This is a genomic window from Shewanella sp. HL-SH8 (assembly GCF_051165765.1).
GTDB lineage: Bacteria > Pseudomonadota > Gammaproteobacteria > Enterobacterales > Shewanellaceae > Shewanella > Shewanella glacialimarina.
In genome coordinates this window covers 590,291-606,138 of record NZ_CP195039.1, presented here as the reverse complement: position 1 = coordinate 606,138, position 15,848 = coordinate 590,291, and the positions used below count along the sequence as shown (strand labels likewise).

15 protein-coding genes are annotated in these 15,848 nt (G+C 42.4%); 12 read left to right on the top strand and 3 right to left on the bottom strand.

Annotated features, from left to right (window positions below; translation table 11 throughout):
• Positions 1 to 206 precede the first annotated feature (206 nt).
• Positions 207 to 1,463: a tryptophan permease gene (mtr, locus tag ACRWQN_RS02725; protein WP_434939688.1), complete on the bottom strand. Its 1,257-nt coding sequence runs from the start codon at positions 1,461 to 1,463 to the stop codon at positions 207 to 209.
• Positions 1,463 to 3,886: a glycerol-3-phosphate 1-O-acyltransferase PlsB gene (gene plsB / locus ACRWQN_RS02720; RefSeq protein WP_434939687.1), complete on the bottom strand. Its 2,424-nt coding sequence runs from the start codon at positions 3,884 to 3,886 to the stop codon at positions 1,463 to 1,465. Before plsB ends, mtr begins: the two co-directional genes overlap by 1 nt.
• Positions 3,887 to 4,136: 250 nt before the next feature.
• Here plsB and lexA point away from each other — a divergent pair, with 250 nt between their 5' ends.
• The 6 genes from lexA (at position 4,137) to ACRWQN_RS02690 (ending at position 10,267) form a co-directional block, all read left to right on the top strand.
• Positions 4,137 to 4,754, top strand: coding sequence for a transcriptional repressor LexA (lexA, locus tag ACRWQN_RS02715; RefSeq protein ID WP_226411890.1), 618 nt, complete (start codon positions 4,137 to 4,139; stop codon positions 4,752 to 4,754).
• The gene (locus ACRWQN_RS02710; RefSeq protein WP_434939686.1) at positions 4,751 to 5,269 is read left to right on the top strand and encodes a cell division inhibitor SulA; all 519 of its coding nucleotides are present in this window, start codon (positions 4,751 to 4,753) and stop codon (positions 5,267 to 5,269) included. Before lexA ends, ACRWQN_RS02710 begins: the two co-directional genes overlap by 4 nt.
• A 389-nt stretch (positions 5,270 to 5,658) precedes the next feature.
• Positions 5,659 to 7,230 (top strand): cytochrome c oxidase subunit II, encoded by a 1,572-nt coding sequence (coxB, locus tag ACRWQN_RS02705; RefSeq protein ID WP_434939685.1) that lies wholly within the window; start codon positions 5,659 to 5,661, stop codon positions 7,228 to 7,230.
• Between the two features lie 10 nt (positions 7,231 to 7,240).
• Complete coding sequence (gene ctaD / locus ACRWQN_RS02700; RefSeq protein WP_434939684.1) at positions 7,241 to 8,830, top strand: cytochrome c oxidase subunit I; 1,590 nt, start codon at positions 7,241 to 7,243, stop codon at positions 8,828 to 8,830.
• 1 nt (position 8,831) lies between these two features.
• On the top strand, positions 8,832 to 9,395 hold the full coding sequence (locus ACRWQN_RS02695; RefSeq protein ID WP_434927846.1) for a cytochrome c oxidase assembly protein: 564 nt from the start codon (positions 8,832 to 8,834) through the stop codon (positions 9,393 to 9,395).
• Positions 9,392 to 10,267 carry a cytochrome c oxidase subunit 3 gene (locus ACRWQN_RS02690; RefSeq protein WP_434939683.1) on the top strand — a complete coding sequence of 292 codons (876 nt, stop codon included), beginning with the start codon at positions 9,392 to 9,394 and terminating at the stop codon, positions 10,265 to 10,267. Before ACRWQN_RS02695 ends, ACRWQN_RS02690 begins: the two co-directional genes overlap by 4 nt.
• 20 nt (positions 10,268 to 10,287) lie before the next feature.
• Here the strand turns inward: ACRWQN_RS02690 and ACRWQN_RS02685 are convergent, their stop codons facing one another.
• Positions 10,288 to 10,506: a DUF2909 domain-containing protein gene (locus ACRWQN_RS02685; RefSeq protein ID WP_434930726.1), complete on the bottom strand. Its 219-nt coding sequence runs from the start codon at positions 10,504 to 10,506 to the stop codon at positions 10,288 to 10,290.
• Here ACRWQN_RS02685 and ACRWQN_RS02680 point away from each other — a divergent pair.
• The 6 genes from ACRWQN_RS02680 (at position 10,454) to ACRWQN_RS02655 (ending at position 15,845) form a co-directional block, all read left to right on the top strand.
• On the top strand, positions 10,454 to 11,269 hold the full coding sequence (locus ACRWQN_RS02680; protein ID WP_434939682.1) for an SURF1 family protein: 816 nt from the start codon (positions 10,454 to 10,456) through the stop codon (positions 11,267 to 11,269). The two genes, ACRWQN_RS02685 and ACRWQN_RS02680, sit on opposite strands and share 53 nt — an antisense overlap.
• Positions 11,270 to 11,309: 40 nt before the next feature.
• Complete coding sequence (locus tag ACRWQN_RS02675) at positions 11,310 to 11,861, top strand: hypothetical protein (RefSeq protein WP_226411906.1); 552 nt, start codon at positions 11,310 to 11,312, stop codon at positions 11,859 to 11,861.
• Positions 11,861 to 12,841, top strand: a complete 981-nt coding sequence (locus tag ACRWQN_RS02670; protein WP_434939681.1) for a COX15/CtaA family protein — start codon at positions 11,861 to 11,863, stop codon at positions 12,839 to 12,841. Before ACRWQN_RS02675 ends, ACRWQN_RS02670 begins: the two co-directional genes overlap by 1 nt.
• Positions 12,842 to 12,856: 15 nt before the next feature.
• Positions 12,857 to 13,765, top strand: coding sequence for a heme o synthase (gene cyoE, locus ACRWQN_RS02665; RefSeq protein ID WP_434927841.1), 909 nt, complete (start codon positions 12,857 to 12,859; stop codon positions 13,763 to 13,765).
• An 81-nt stretch (positions 13,766 to 13,846) separates the two neighbouring features.
• Positions 13,847 to 14,512, top strand: coding sequence for an SCO family protein (locus ACRWQN_RS02660; RefSeq protein WP_434927840.1), 666 nt, complete (start codon positions 13,847 to 13,849; stop codon positions 14,510 to 14,512).
• Positions 14,513 to 14,813: 301 nt separating this feature from the next.
• A complete protein-coding gene (locus ACRWQN_RS02655; protein ID WP_434939680.1) occupies positions 14,814 to 15,845 on the top strand; it encodes a protein-glutamate methylesterase/protein-glutamine glutaminase in 1,032 nt (343 codons plus the stop codon).
• Positions 15,846 to 15,848: the final 3 nt, after the last annotated feature.

Here is a 15,848-nt window from a genome sequence, read left to right as displayed (position 1 = left end):
ATCTGTTATCAACAAGTTTATTTGTTTTATGTTTCATCTGCCTTATAACATGGGAGGGTAACGTAATGATTAAAACATGCCTCCTTCATTTTTAATTCTTAACATAGGGTTTCAAGTATTTTATTGCCCACAGTTAAGCTACAAAATACCATAAATGCAAAAAGTCTTCCGAAGAAGACTTTTTATTATGTAAGCCTGTCAAAAACCTACTGGTAAACCGGTAAAATATCCGCCATGGCCAACAAGTGACACGTTGCCGTTAATGCCCCAAATAACACCACAATAACGATCAACATATTGCCTCCTGGTACTTTAAAGCTTTGGCTATTTGGATAGAGCTGACGGGTTTTATAAGCCAATAGTGCAGGTACAATAACTGCCCAAATGGTTGCGGCTAAAGCTGCAAAACCGATAGCCATTAAAAAACCATTAGGAAAGAGTAACCCTAATACTGTTGGTGGAATAAACGTAATTGCTGCGGTTTTTAATCGACCAGTACGTGAATCATCAAAACCAAATAAATCAGCTAGGTAATCGAATAAGCCTAATGTCACCCCTAAGAAAGATGAGGCAACCGCTAAGTTGGCAAACAAGGTCAGTACGCGTGATAAATTTTCGCTGGCGATGGATTCAGATAAGGCCGCCACTAATACCCCCATATTACCGCCTTGGGCAATAATATCTGAGAACATAGCACGAGAAATATTACCCATAGTGACCACTAACCAACAGGCATAAATCACCAAAGCAATGGTTGTGCCTAGTACGATAGCTTTTACAATGGTTTTGGCATCTTTACCGTAATATTTAACCAGACTGGGTACATTACCATGGTAACCAAAACTGGCCAGGCCAAATGGCAATGCAGCTAACATATAAGGCAAGTATCGAGCTTCACCATCAGGCTCAAACAATCGACTTGGATCTATTTCAATTAATAAGTTACCCGTAGCTAAGAAAAAAGTGATCACCATACCACCAAGCATAATGGTGGTAATGCGATCAACGGCTTTAGTGCTGATTAACACAATAAGTGCAAGCACCAACGCAAACACTAATCCGGCGATACTTTGCGGTAAGCTGATGCCAATGGCCTGCAGACTATGATTAACAATCGAGCCACCGCCACTAATATAAGCGTAAGTTAGGATGTACAACACAAAAGCAATTGATAAGCCATTGACTATTCTACCAAATTGCCCAAGCGTATCACGCGTTAACGTGTCAAAACTGGCCCCAGGCTCAAAATGTAAATTGGCTTCCAGTAATAGTAAACCAGACATCAGCATACAAAACCAAATACCTACTAACATCAGTACAGAATAACTAAACCACATACCTGCCCCGACCACGGGCAACGAGAACATTCCCGCGCCAACAGTCGTACCAGCAATAATCATTGCCCCACCAATAAGAGACTTACTTTTGGGGCTATTTTTAGCCGCATTCATGTGGTTTGCCATTAATTTAAATGCTCCGCGTTTACGCTATCTTCAATGGTTTGTCGCACTGATGGACGTAATAATCCATTCGCGTGGTCGCGTATACGGAACACTTCATCTAATGGCTCACGACTGCATAAATAACCTAGCTCTTTTAGTTTCACGCTCAGGGTATTGTACAATTTTTTATCGTAGAACTCTGGTGCAGTAATACCGTGCAACGCCCCTAACCTTTGGGCCAATAAATGGCTGTCTCGTTCAAGCTCAGCACGCTCTAATTCAGGTTTGATCCCTAACAAATTAAAGATAATGGCATAACGCTGTAATGTTTCACTGACGGTTTCAGCTAATAGCTCTAACTGGGTGATATTCGCTTGGACAACAACACAACGTTTATCACCACTAATTAAATTCTCCTCAACCATTTGATCAAGCACTAAATCAACATAAGCGGGAAGATCAGCAATACCCATAAATAATTCTGCTTTCATCAGCGGGTAAAAGTCCTCAACCACTGCCAGAATTTGTTCACGATTACATTCTTCATAGCGCACTAAACAACTGGCAATTAGGGAAGGAATAATCATGATATGAATAATGTTATTACGATAATAACTCAAGGTAATAGCGTGGTTAGGGTCAATTGCGACAATGTCCCCTAGTGGGTCTTTTTCTAAGGTAAATTTATTGAGTGATAAGCAATGCTTAACAATGGATGGACCATCACCTTCTGCAACCGATGTATAGCTTGAATAAGGTGCTTGCTTTAACAGTTTTAAATAGAAATTTAGCTGACGCTCAAGCTGATGACGTTCTAACGCATTTTGCTCTGAGGCCAGTAATACTAAACTGGTTAACGTGACTGAACTTGCTGCAGCGGCACCATTTATGTTGGTCATCACCTGGTTGGCAAGTACGTTTACCGCAGGCGTAACCCATGATGGTTTTTGGTCAGGATCTTTGGCAATCTCTTCACGCCAATCAGGAGATTGTTGTTTCAAAAAGTTTTGTAAATTGATTGGCTCGCCAAAGTTTACGTAACCCTGGCCAAAATTACCCAGCTTACGAATAGCACCAAATACCTGCCAAAGCGATTCCTTCTCTTTTTTCTTACCACTTAATTCTTTATGGTAAGTAGCCACTTCCATCACGTGGTCATAACCGAGATAAACAGGCACTAACGTCACCGGCCGCTCAATACCACGCAGCACACTGTTAATTGTCATGGCTAACATACCGGTTTTAGGTGCAAGCAATCTACCAGTGCGTGAACGACCACCTTCGGTAAAGTATTCAACGGCGTAGCCCTTAGCAAACAGTTGATCTAAATACTCACGAAAAATAGCGGTATACAGTTTGTTGCCATTAAAACTACGGCGAATGAAAAATGCACCACCACGACGGAACATTGGGCCTGCAGGCCAGAAGTTTAAGTTGATACCGGCTGCAATGTGCGGCGGCACCATACCTTGGTAATACAAAATATAAGACAGCAGTAAATAGTCCATGTGGCTGCGATGACAAGGCACATATACAATTTCATGACCGTCATGATGCAGTTGGCGCACTTGCTCAGCGCCTTTGATGTTAATACCACTGTATAGCTTATTCCATAACCAGGTGAGAAAACGCTCAGCAATACGTACTAAACTATCTGAATAGTCGGCCGCGATTTCGTCCAGATACTCAATCGCAGTTTCACGCGCTTTCTCTTTGGAAATCTTCTTGTTTGCCGCTTCTTCTTCAATGGCCTTATTGATCGATTCAGACTTTAATAACGAAGCAAACAGAGCTTGACGGTTAGGCAGTTGTGGTCCAGTCATGACTTTACGTTGACGGCGAAAATGTACCCGAGCCACCCGAATTAATTTATGGGCAATGGCTTCATCAGTACCATGTTCATCGGCTAAATAGCGTAATGACATTGCGTTAGAGAACTGCACAAAACTATGGCGACCTAGAAATAGAATCATTAACCATTTACGTAACCAGGTAGGGCTTTCACGTTCAAGCACAGCGGCTTTCATTGTGTCATCTTCTTTGCCCGGAGTACGGCCCCAGTAAAGACTCACTGGTACTAGTTGGATGTCTAACTCTGGCTGCTGACGGTGAAGTGCTAATAAACTGGTAAAAAAGTGTAAAAACTTTTCGCCACCTTCTCGTTTACCAATAATGGGCTTTCGCCCTTCTAAACAAACGACTCGAGGCACTTTCATACCATCAAGTTGTAAAGGCTCGTAAGGACTTGGTAAGCCAAGGCCCTGGGTCATTTCGCTTAATGCTGCAGTGTCACTGATCGACTCTGTCTTCATGACATAAACAATGGGCTTGTCTGGATCGAAGTTTAGATCTGCAAATGGGTCATGTGGCACAACTATCGTTTGCACCATCAGCTTTTGAACCCTGCGTAACAGTCTAAGCATGATTGAATCTGGTTTTGACATAATAATATTCGCAATAAAGCCCTTTTAATATGGGCGCATAGGATACCAGAAACTGGTTACCTTTCACTATATGCTGTACGCATCAAGCAGCGCTTTTAAATTCAATAACAAATAAAGTAAAACATACTATTGATAAATAGAGTAAAAAAATCATTTTTAATAATAAAATTAAAAAATAATTGGTGAATACTTGCGCAAACACAAACACTGTATATAATGACAGTTACTGTATAGAAAGACAGGAAATAACATGAGACCCTTAACACCACGCCAAGCTGAAATTTTAGAGCTTATTAAAAACAATATCTCTGAAACTGGTATGCCACCTACTCGTGCAGAAATCGCTACACGCCTAGGTTTTAAAAGCGCAAATGCCGCTGAAGAGCATTTAAAAGCCTTGGCTAAAAAAGGGTTTATTGAAATCATGCCCGGCACATCTCGCGGTATACGATTGACCCAAGAAGACGAACCTGAAGAAACAGGTTTACCTTTAATTGGCCAAGTCGCTGCCGGTGAGCCCATTTTAGCGCAAGAGCATGTTGAACAGTACTATCAAGTTGATCCTAATATGTTTAAACCTGCCGCAAACTTTTTGTTAAGGGTTCGCGGTGACAGCATGAAAAACATCGGCATTTTAGAGGGTGATTTACTCGCCGTTCATAAAATACAGCAAGCCAGAAATGGCCAGGTCGTTGTTGCTCGTGTTGAAGATGATGTGACAGTGAAACGTTTTGAGAAAAAAGGCAATGTCGTATATTTGCATGCTGAAAATGAAGCGTATGCACCTATCGAAGTCGATTTAAGTTACCAAAGCCTCACTATTGAAGGGCTTGCAGTTGGTGTAATTCGTAATGGAGAATGGTTATGAACAAACTAATGGGTACATCCCCTCGTCATCCTGGTTTATGGGTAGATTTGCCAACTGCAGATATTAATTTAGCGCAGCCTATCACCACACTTCAAACCGAAACCAATGGTAAAGTGGAACTCAGTCAATATGCTAGCCAATTGGCACAATTAAGCCAACAAGGTCGCTGGATAGTGCTAATTAACCCTGCCAATATCAATTACAAACAGATGTTAGCTAGTGCTGGGGTAAGAATGGATCGCGTATTGTTAGTACATGCAAAGGATGAAATTGAAACACTTTGGGCAATGGAAAAAGCATTAACCAGTGGTACATCAAGTGCCGTTATTTCATGGACTCAACCTTTAGATGCACGCGACAGTCGCCGATTAGAGTTAGTCGCAAAAAGTGCCCGAGCATTAGGTGTCGTTATTGAAGATGTAAGCACTCACTTAGGCACTAATTTGGCAACTAAAGCGATTATTTCAAATCAAAATAATGCTGTTAAAACAATTAATTTCACTTCATTTCATTAGTACTAAACGCCGTGTTTACTGAGCCCTGTCTATGTACAGGGCTTTTTTATGCAAACTTTCAGTTAATTAGCTATAAAAGTGATCTTGATCAATGTTTAATCTACAAGTAATGTATTTAACAGGGTTGAAACATTTTTAACCTAATTGAAACGCTACAGTCTAGATTTTATCTGACAGATAAAAGCGTCAAATCAGAATTGATAGGTTCAGTTGTAGGTGCCAGCGTGGTGCACATAAATACAAATCCGTAAGCCTTACACGCTTACAACCACCAGGGTACTTTGAGGTCATCAAGCTTTTTTGGGAACCGAAGAGTTTACATAGAGCAGAGACTTACTGTGTGACTCTTCTTTGTAGTTGCTATTCGCAATTGGCAGAGGAGAAGTCTTGTGAAGCAATGGTTGTATTGTGTAATGGCGGTGTTACTGGCACCTCCACTTGGGGCAAACGAAATGCCCCTCAACATGACAAAGGGTGTAACGAATATCAGTGGCCAGGTTTATGACCTCCATATGATTATTCTTTATATTTGCTGTGCTATTGGTGTTGTGGTGTTCGGGATCATGATTTATTCAATGATCTATCATCGTAAATCCAAAGGCGCGGTCGCGGCAAATTTTCATGAAAGTACCAAAGTAGAAATTGCTTGGACCGTGATCCCATTTGTTATTTTAATTGGTATGGCCATTCCAGCCACTAAAACCCTTATCGCTATGGAAGATCCGTCTGACGCGGACTTAACCATTAAGATCACTGGTTCGCAGTGGAAATGGCATTACAGTTATTTTAATGAAGATGTCGAGTTCTATAGCATTTTATCCACTCCTCGCACCCAAATTGACGGTGATGAAACTAAAAGCGCAACCTACTTATTAGAAGTAGACAAACCTTTGGTACTGCCTCTCAATCGGAAAGTGCGTTTTTTAATGACATCAGATGATGTTATTCACTCTTGGTGGGTTCCAGCTTTTGCGGTTAAAAAGGATGCTAACCCAGGCTTTATTAACGAAGCTTGGACACGAATTGATAAAGCAGGAACTTACCGTGGTCAATGTGCTGAATTATGCGGCAAAGACCATGGATTTATGCCTATTGTGGTTCAGGCGTTGCCTGAAGCGGAATATGATGCGTGGCTTTTAGACCAAAAACAGCTTGCCAATAATGCAGCTGCCGCGGCTCAAGCAGCCTTGTCAGAAACTCTTTCAAAAGAAGAGTTAATGACCAAAGGCGAACAAATTTACCTCTCTACATGTGCAGCATGTCACCAACCTAATGGTGCAGGCTTACCCGGTGTATTCCCATCTCTTATTGGCAGCCCACTCATTAAGGGGCCTGTCGATGGCCATATTAATATTGTGCTTAATGGTAAGCCTGGAACAGCAATGCAATCATTTGCAAAACAGTTAACCGCCAAAGATATTGCCGCGGTTGTCACCTATGAGCGTAATGCTTGGGGGAACGACTCCGGTGATGTTATTCAGGCTGTTGATGTAAGCAATGTTGCCAGTGGTATTAATGCAGCAGAACCTAATCCAGCAAATACCAGCACTCAAGCAGTTGTATCTGCCGATCCATCTGAGCAAGTCAATGCTGCAGTTACCAAAGCTGTCGACATTGTCGCCGAGGTGAAAGAGGTAGATTTGACGGAATTAACTTATGAGCAGTTAATGACCGAAGGTCTACAGGTATACACATCGTCTTGTGCTGCTTGTCATCAAGCAACAGGTGCTGGTTTACCTGGTGCGTTCCCATCATTGATTGGTAGTCCCATAATTATTGGCCCTGTTGATGCGCATATCAATATCGTTCACAACGGTAAACCTGGTACCGCGATGCAAGCTTTCGCCAGTTCATTATCACCACGCCAAATGGCAGCGGTGATCACTTACGAGCGTAATGCATGGGGTAACAATTCAGGCGATACGGTGCAAGCAGCCGATGTCAATAGCCATGGACAGTAGGGGATAATTAATGAGTACATCAACGCACGATACTGCAGTCCATGACGACCATCATCATGGTGCCCCTAAGGGCATTATGCGCTGGCTGCTAACCACTAACCATAAAGACATTGGCTCTTTGTATTTATGGTTTAGTTTTATTATGTTTCTAACTGGCGGTGCCATGGCAATGGTGATCCGCGCTGAGTTATTTCAACCAGGCTTACAACTAGTTGAACCTAACTTTTTCAATCAAATGACCACAGTTCATGGCCTTATCATGGTATTTGGTGCTGTTATGCCAGCCTTTACCGGCTTAGCTAACTGGCTAATACCTATGATGATTGGTGCGCCAGATATGGCATTACCTCGCATGAACAACTGGAGCTTTTGGATTTTACCCTTCGCCTTTACCATGTTACTTAGCACATTATTTATGGAAGGCGGTGGACCTAACTTTGGGTGGACATTCTACGCGCCTTTATCTACGACCTACAGTCCAGATAGCACAGCACTGTTTGTGTTCTCGATACACATTATGGGGATTAGCTCGATTATGGGCGCAATCAACGTGATTGTGACCATAGTTAATATGCGCGCACCAGGAATGACATGGATGAAGTTACCTTTATTCGTGTGGACATGGCTTATTACCGCATTCTTGCTGATTGCGGTAATGCCGGTACTGGCCGGTGTGGTCACCATGGTGTTAACCGATAAATACTTCGGCACCAGCTTTTTTGATGCCGCAGGTGGTGGCGACCCTGTTATGTTCCAGCATATTTTCTGGTTCTTTGGTCATCCTGAAGTGTACATCATGATTTTACCGTCATTCGGTATTATCTCTGCCATTGTGCCCGCCTTTAGCCGTAAGAAGCTATTTGGGTACTCGTCAATGGTATATGCGACCGCCAGTATTGCGGTGCTGTCATTCTTAGTGTGGGCACATCATATGTTCACCACGGGTATGCCGGTATTTGCAGAGCTGTTCTTCATGTACTGCACCATGCTGATTGCCGTACCAACGGGTGTAAAAATATTTAACTGGGTAGCAACCATGTGGCGCGGTTCTTTAACGTTTGAAACGCCCATGCTGTTTGCTATCGCCTTTATTATTTTGTTCACTATTGGCGGTTTCTCAGGGTTAATGCTGGCCATTACACCGGCAGATTTCCAGTACCATGACACCTATTTTGTGGTGGCTCATTTCCATTACGTACTGGTTACTGGGGCAATATTTTCCATTATGGCCGCTGCTTACTATTGGTTACCTAAGTGGACCGGTCATATGTACAACGAAACCTTAGGTAAATGGCATTTCTGGTGCTCGGTCATTTCGGTTAACGTGCTGTTTTTCCCAATGCATTTCTTAGGACTTGCTGGTATGCCACGTCGAATTCCTGATTATGCAATTCAGTTTGCCGGCGTTAACCAGATTGTATCAATTGGTGGATTTGCCTTTGGATTGTCTCAGTTTATTTTCTTAGCAGTAGTGCTTAAATGCATTAAAGGTGGTGAAAAAGCACCAGATAAACCATGGGAAGGTGCTGAAGGATTGGAATGGACCCTTCCGAGTCCTGCTCCATATCACTCGTTTACTACCCCACCAGAGATAAAATGAGATGAATCAGCCAACAAAATCGAATCGTAAATTACTGACCCTGCTTATTTTGGGCGCTGTGGGTATGTTCGGCTTTGGTTTTGCGTTGGTGCCTTTGTATGACGTGCTATGTGATGCCTTGGGGATTAATGGCAAACCCCAAAGCACCGCCAGCACTTACCAAGCGGTGATTGTAGATAAAAGCCGCACCGTTACCATTGAATTTGTCGCGCAGGTGCAATCTGATATGTCGTGGGAATTTAAGCCTCAGGTCAATCGTATTACAGTGCACCCTGGAGAGCTTACCCATGCGAAGTTTTATGCCAAAAACTTATCGACAAAAGACACGGTTGGCCAGGCGATACCTTCAGTATCACCTGGTCAAGGTGCAGCCTATTTTAATAAAACAGAGTGTTTTTGTTTTAATCAACAACCGCTAGCGGCATCAGCAAGCGCTGAACTTCCACTGGTTTTTTACGTGGATCCTGATTTACCAGAATCCATTCATACATTGACTCTCTCTTATACCCTTTATGACATTACCGACAAAGTCGGCGGTGGTGTAAAGCAAGGAGCAGCAAAATGACCACAAAGCATGAAACCTATTATGTGCCAGCACAAAGTGCCTGGCCTATCATTGGTGCAATTGGCCTATTTTTAATCGCCTTTGGCGCAGGCAGTTACGTACAACAACTATCAACTGAAGCCAGTTATGGCGGTTATATTCTAATAACCGGTATCGCTGTGATCATATTTATGATTTTTGGTTGGTTTAAAACCGTGATTGATGAATCTATGTCCGGTTTGTATTCGGCGCAAATGGACCGTTCTTTTCGTCAAGGAATGAGCTGGTTTATTTTCTCTGAAATCATGTTCTTCGGGGCATTTTTTGGCGCATTATTTTATGCCAGAATGATTGCAATGCCCTGGTTAGGCGGTGCATCAAATAATGCCATGACCCATGAAGTATTGTGGCCAGCATTTGAAGCAGTATGGCCACTGGTTAAGACTCCAGATGGCACCACCACCGAAGCCATGCCATGGACAGGTTTACCGCTTATCAATACGATATTGTTATTAACCTCTTCGGTAACATTACATTTTGCTCACACAAGTTTAGAAAAAGCGAAACGTACACCACTGAAAATTTGGCTAGGACTGACCATTCTTTTAGGTTCTGCGTTTTTGTTTTTACAAGTAGAAGAATATACCCACGCTTACCATGAAATGGGCTTAACGCTTGAGTCGGGAATTTATGGCAATACCTTCTTCTTGTTAACCGGTTTTCACGGTATGCACGTCACCTTAGGGACAGTATTTTTAATTGTACTGTTTTTAAGGGTGTTGAAAGGCCATTTTACCCAAGATAAACATTTTGCCTTCCAAGCAGGTAGTTGGTATTGGCACTTTGTTGATGTGGTGTGGTTATGTTTATTTGTGTTCGTTTACGTGTTGTAGCAACAGGTAAATAGCGCATATTAGTAAGGCCGTGGGTTAGGCTCAATTATGCCTAGTCCCATGGCAATCAATAACAAAATAACTACGAATGCAGAAAACATTACCCTACGCCCTAAAAAGCGACTCATAGACTGGGTATTTTCACCCTTTACCATAATAAATAATGCGCGGGCCAAATTAAATATAATGAATACAAGCAGTAGCACTAAAACTAACTTAACGAACAGAGGGGCTGTCACAGGCAATCCTTTTGCGGGTTTAGGTTGGGCCGCGTTTGTTTTTGTGACTATTACTGTGAGCGTGTTTAGCATTTTGGTCAAGCTAGGTTTATGGCAGCTTGATAGAGCCGAATTCAAACAAGCTTGGGAACAAACGTTAATTGAAAGACAAAATCAGCCTGCAATTACCTTTAAGTCCTTACAACAAATCATTGCTTCACAGACAGCCGATGCGTCTGAGACAAATATTTTGACAGGCTACCGTGTAGCCGTTTCAGCTTCGCCAGCCTCTGACAAGGTTTTATTACTCGATAATCAAGTATATCAAGGTCAAGTGGGTTACTTGGCTTATCAAGTTTTTCAGGTAAAGACGACAGAACCTCGATTATTAGTCGAACTAGGCTTTATACCAGCCAATAAAGATCGCCGTATTTTGCCACAAATTAACCCTATCTCTGCAGGACGATACAAATTACTCGGGCGAATTTATCAAAAGCAAACTAATCCACTTAGCGACCATCTTATGGCTGAAACGGGTAATCCTATGCGCTTTCAAAATATTGCCATAGATGAGTTATCACAAACACTGGGGTATCCATTATTACCTGTGGTTTTACAACCTGACAATGTGCCCCATATGGACTTACTACAACCCTGGCAACCCATTCCATTATCGGCCCATAAACATCAAGGATACGCACTGCAATGGTTCACTATGGCCGCAGTGTTTTTAGGATTAATGACTTGGCTGACACTGAAAAAGTGGCAGCAATTAAGGCGTTAAATATTTTTCCATTATATAACAAGTAATAAGAGGAGAGAGAATGAACTCCCAACCTAGAAAAAGTAATAAAACATTAATACTCTTGTTTGTGGTGTTTTTAGTGCCTGTGGCATTGGCCAAACTAGTATTAAGTATGGATTTGTACCATGGTGGCGCAACCAATAAAGGCGCGCTACTCAGTACAGACCTTACATACAGCACCCTAGATATGGACAACCCTAAGCCACATTTATGGCAATTGGTGTATTTACTGCCAGAAAAGTGCGATGAACAATGTGTAGACAGATTATATATTATTAATCAAAGTCACATTGCACTTGGGCGAGACCGCGACAGAATAGTTCCAATGATACTGCTGCAAGACAACAGTGATATCGAGGCGCTTAAACAGCTGCACATTCCTTTTGATACCGCCGTAATTAATAGCAAAATGGCTGAATTATTACGGTTACAACAAATGATTATCGTCGACCCATTAGGCAGTTTAGTCATGCAATATGACGCAGTATTGGGGCGTGATGCCAATATTGTTCAGGGCAAAGCGATCATTGCCGACCTACGTAAAATGCTTAAGTTGTCGAGGGTAGGCTAATGCATATTCCTCAACTGATTAAATTCACCTTAGTATTTACCTTAATGGTAATTCTAATGGGCGCTTACACCCGCCTGTCAGATGCGGGCTTAGGCTGTCCTGACTGGCCTGGGTGTTATGGTCATTTAACCGTTCCCAATGAAAGCCATGAACTGGCAAAAGTCGAAACCCATTTTCCTGAACACACTATTGAACCGAAAAAAGCTTGGCTTGAAATGATCCATCGCTACATTGCTGGCACATTAGGCCTTATGGTGCTGGTGATTTTAATCATGTGTTTAAAGCAACGTGAAGCGCCAAAAAAGTTGCCAATATTTATCTCAGCCTTAATCATTTTTCAAGCCGCGTTAGGGATGTGGACGGTCACCATGAAACTGATGCCGATTGTAGTGATGTCTCACTTAATCGGTGGTTTTGCCCTATTTTCACTATTATTCATTTTGTATTTACGTACTAAGCCTTTACGTATTCCCGGCGGTGATACTTATGCTCGAAAACTGGCGCCATTGGCTGCTATAGGCTTAGTGGTATTAGTGGTGCAAATCATGTTGGGTGGTTGGACATCCTCTAACTATGCTGCACTGGCCTGTACCACTTTGCCAATTTGTGAGGGGAATTGGATAGACAATCTGCGCTTTGCCGATGCGTTTTCACCCTTTCAAGGTGACCATCCCAGTTTTGAATATGGCGTATTAGATTATTCAACCAGAATGACGATTCACATCACTCATCGTATTTGGGGAGTATTCACCGCAGTAATGCTTGTTTGGTTGGCGTTCAAGTTATTAAAAGCACAATCATCCACCATGCGCACCAGTGCCTATTTACTTATTTTAATGGTAATTGTGCAAGTTGCGTTAGGCATCAGCAATGTGGTGATGAATTTACCATTAGGCATTGCAGTTTCACATAATGGCGGCGCAGCATTATTACTGCTCACCATGGTATTTATTAACTACGCCCTATGGCGTAAAGCGTAACTAGAGGACATAACAATGACAAAACCGATCATCCTCAACGCTCCAAGTGCGGCTCTCACATTACAGTGGCGGGCATACTTTGAAATGACTAAACCCAAAGTGGTAGCATTGATGCTACTGACGGTGTTAGTCGGCATGTGTCTAGCATTACCAGGAGCCGTACCACTACAACCTTTAATTGTCGGTATGGTCGGCATAGGATTAATGGCAGGCGCAGCAGCCGCTTTTAATCACCTTATTGACCGAAAAATAGATGGCCTAATGGCGCGAACCTATAACCGTCCATTGCCTAAAGGTAAAATATCTGGCGTAAAAGCGGCAGTGTTTGCGGTATCTATTGGGGTGCTAGGATTTGTGATGCTGTATGCCTGGGTTAATCCCCTCACAGCTTGGCTTACCTTTGCCAGCCTAATTGGTTACGCCTTGGTCTATACCACGTATTTAAAACGTGCAACATCGCAAAACATTGTAATTGGCGGCTTAGCAGGCGCAATGCCCCCTTTACTTGGCTGGACTGCTGTCACCAATGAAATGCATGGTCATGCGTTATTGTTGGTGATTATTATTTTCACCTGGACACCGCCGCATTTCTGGGCGCTAGCTATTCATCGACGTAAAGAGTACGCCAAGGTTGATATTCCAATGCTGCCAGTTACCCACGGCGTTGAGTTTACCAAAACCTGCATTTTGTTATACACAGTCCTATTAGCCATAGCGTGTTTATTACCCGTATTAGTCGGAATGTGTGGCCCGGTTTATTTGGTTGGTTCAACGCTACTGAGTTGTGGATTTATTTATAAAGCTTGGCAGCTTAAGTACCATGACTACTCAGGTTTAGCGATGAATGTGTTTAAGTTTTCTATATACCACTTAATGGTGCTATTTATCATCTTGCTGGTTGATCATTACTTGTGGGTGAATTAATCCGTTAAGTTTAATCGTGACTTACATTAACAATGCACAAGCTAAATTGGCAGCTAACATCAATATCTAGGGAAGTGGTAAATGGGTAAGCGCAGTATTATCGTCGCACTGATCATTATGGCATTCGGGGGCATAGTCGCTAATCAATGGCTAAGCCCTGCAGATAATATGCCTTCAACGTCACTTGCTAAGCCGCAATACGACTCCCTAGATTTAGCCACCAGCTTTATTTACGATAATCCTCGTAAATTAGCGCCGTTTAGTTTGAGTGATCAATATGGCAATACTTTTACTAATAAAAATTTAACAGGTAAATGGAGCCTATTTTTTATCGGCTTCACCTCATGCCCAGATGTGTGCCCAACAACACTGAATAAATTAGCCGCAGCTTATCCCGCGTTACAGCAAATATCTGACTCCATACAAGTGGTGTTTGTATCAGCCGATCCTGACCGTGATACACAAACCAAGCGCCTAGATTACATCAACTTTTTTAATAGTGACTTTAAAGCCATTACCGCTGAACACGCTCAGCTATTTCCCTTTAGCCGCGATCTCGGCTTTGCTTATGCAATGGTAGGTGATGGTGATGATTATCAAGTCGACCACAGTGCATCATATGTACTGGTCTCACCTAATGCGGAAAAAATAGCGGTATTTAAAGCCAAGCCTAAGCCGGGTGAGACACCTCAAATACTGAATAATGAGCTAATTGCTGATTTTAAAAAGATCGTTGATAACACTTAACAACTGTTGATTATGCTTAAAAAACCGTAAGCCCTAAAAAGTACACTTTAAATATTTTATATCATTGCTTTACACATCAGATACTTGACTCTGCCTATAAAGGCACCAATACTTGAAAGGCACTCCCGCTCATTTTTCAAAAATAGGTGAACCAACGCATAACTCAACGTTCAAACCGTTATGAATTAATCACGCTCAAAGCCAGCATAACTTAACTACTGGTGTCTAGTTTATAGGACTCGCTATTTATTTCGCCCGTAAGGGAGTAACGTATTATTATCACCACTTGAAAGGAGGCTAAATGATTAAAGTATTGGTCATAGATGATTCTGCCTTAATGCGCCAGCGACTCACTCAGATGCTTGATACTGATGATAATATTATTGTTGTGGGTGAAGCAGAAGATCCCTATGAAGCTCGCGAACTTATTAAACAACTTTCACCTGATGTGTTAACCCTTGATGTTGACATGCTAAAAATGGATGGGCTGGCTTTTTTGCGTAATTTAATGCGCCTAAGACCCATGCCAGTCTTGATGGTGTCTTCGCTCACTAAAAAGGCAGCCGACATCACCTTAGAAGCACTCTCTTTGGGGGCTATAGATTATATTGTTAAGCCACAAAACCATTATCAAAATAGCCTATCATTATTTCAAAATAATTTAGTTCAAAAAGTCACCGCAGCAGGACAAGTGTCCTTTGATGCACCACCGGCTATTCGCCATCATCATGCAATAGCTCCCCCTGTGACGGGGAAGTTTAAAAATGGACTTATCGCCATAGGGACGTCAACAGGAGGCATTGAAGCGATTCAAACCATTCTGATGGCATTACCCGCAAATATACCACCCATTGTGATTACCCAGCATATACAGCCAGTATTTAGCAGCTCATTTGCAGCCAGGCTAAATAAAAATTGCCACTTAAATGTGATAGAAGTCCAAGGCGGTGAAAAGCTCACCGCAGGTAACGTTTATATTGCCCCAGGGGATCAGCATTTAGCCATCGAACCTGAAGGCGACCACTTTAAAACAAAACTACTTAACGCTGGGCCGGTAAACCGCCATAAACCCTCGATTGACGTATTATTTAATAGCGTCGCTGAACATGCGGCTCAAAACTCTGTTGGTATTATACTGACCGGAATGGGCGCCGATGGCAGCGCAGGTCTGCTTGCAATGAAACAAAAAGGGGCTTATACCATAGCCCAAGATGAAGCTTCGTCGTTGGTGTGGCAAATGCCCAGTGCCGCGGTTGCCATTGAGGCAGCCAGAGAAGTATTACCTCTAACTCAAATTAGCGACAAACTACTGACCTTACTCACCATCAGTTAATGT

Excerpts from the sequence above, each read along its gene's own strand:
- mtr (WP_434939688.1), bottom strand. The coding sequence starts at position 1,463 with ATGGCAAACCACATGAATGCGGCTAAAAATAGCCCCAAAAGTAAGTCT.
- plsB (WP_434939687.1), bottom strand. The coding sequence starts at position 3,886 with ATGTCAAAACCAGATTCAATCATGCTTAGACTGTTACGCAGGGTTCAA.
- lexA (WP_226411890.1), top strand. The coding sequence starts at position 4,137 with ATGAGACCCTTAACACCACGCCAAGCTGAAATTTTAGAGCTTATTAAA.
- ACRWQN_RS02710 (WP_434939686.1), top strand. The coding sequence starts at position 4,751 with ATGAACAAACTAATGGGTACATCCCCTCGTCATCCTGGTTTATGGGTA.
- ctaD (WP_434939684.1), top strand. The coding sequence starts at position 7,241 with ATGAGTACATCAACGCACGATACTGCAGTCCATGACGACCATCATCAT.
- ACRWQN_RS02695 (WP_434927846.1), top strand. The coding sequence starts at position 8,832 with ATGAATCAGCCAACAAAATCGAATCGTAAATTACTGACCCTGCTTATT.
- ACRWQN_RS02690 (WP_434939683.1), top strand. The coding sequence starts at position 9,392 with ATGACCACAAAGCATGAAACCTATTATGTGCCAGCACAAAGTGCCTGG.
- ACRWQN_RS02680 (WP_434939682.1), top strand. The coding sequence starts at position 10,454 with ATGAATACAAGCAGTAGCACTAAAACTAACTTAACGAACAGAGGGGCT.
- ACRWQN_RS02675 (WP_226411906.1), top strand. The coding sequence starts at position 11,310 with ATGAACTCCCAACCTAGAAAAAGTAATAAAACATTAATACTCTTGTTT.
- ACRWQN_RS02670 (WP_434939681.1), top strand. The coding sequence starts at position 11,861 with ATGCATATTCCTCAACTGATTAAATTCACCTTAGTATTTACCTTAATG.
- cyoE (WP_434927841.1), top strand. The coding sequence starts at position 12,857 with ATGACAAAACCGATCATCCTCAACGCTCCAAGTGCGGCTCTCACATTA.
- ACRWQN_RS02660 (WP_434927840.1), top strand. The coding sequence starts at position 13,847 with ATGGGTAAGCGCAGTATTATCGTCGCACTGATCATTATGGCATTCGGG.
- ACRWQN_RS02655 (WP_434939680.1), top strand. The coding sequence starts at position 14,814 with ATGATTAAAGTATTGGTCATAGATGATTCTGCCTTAATGCGCCAGCGA.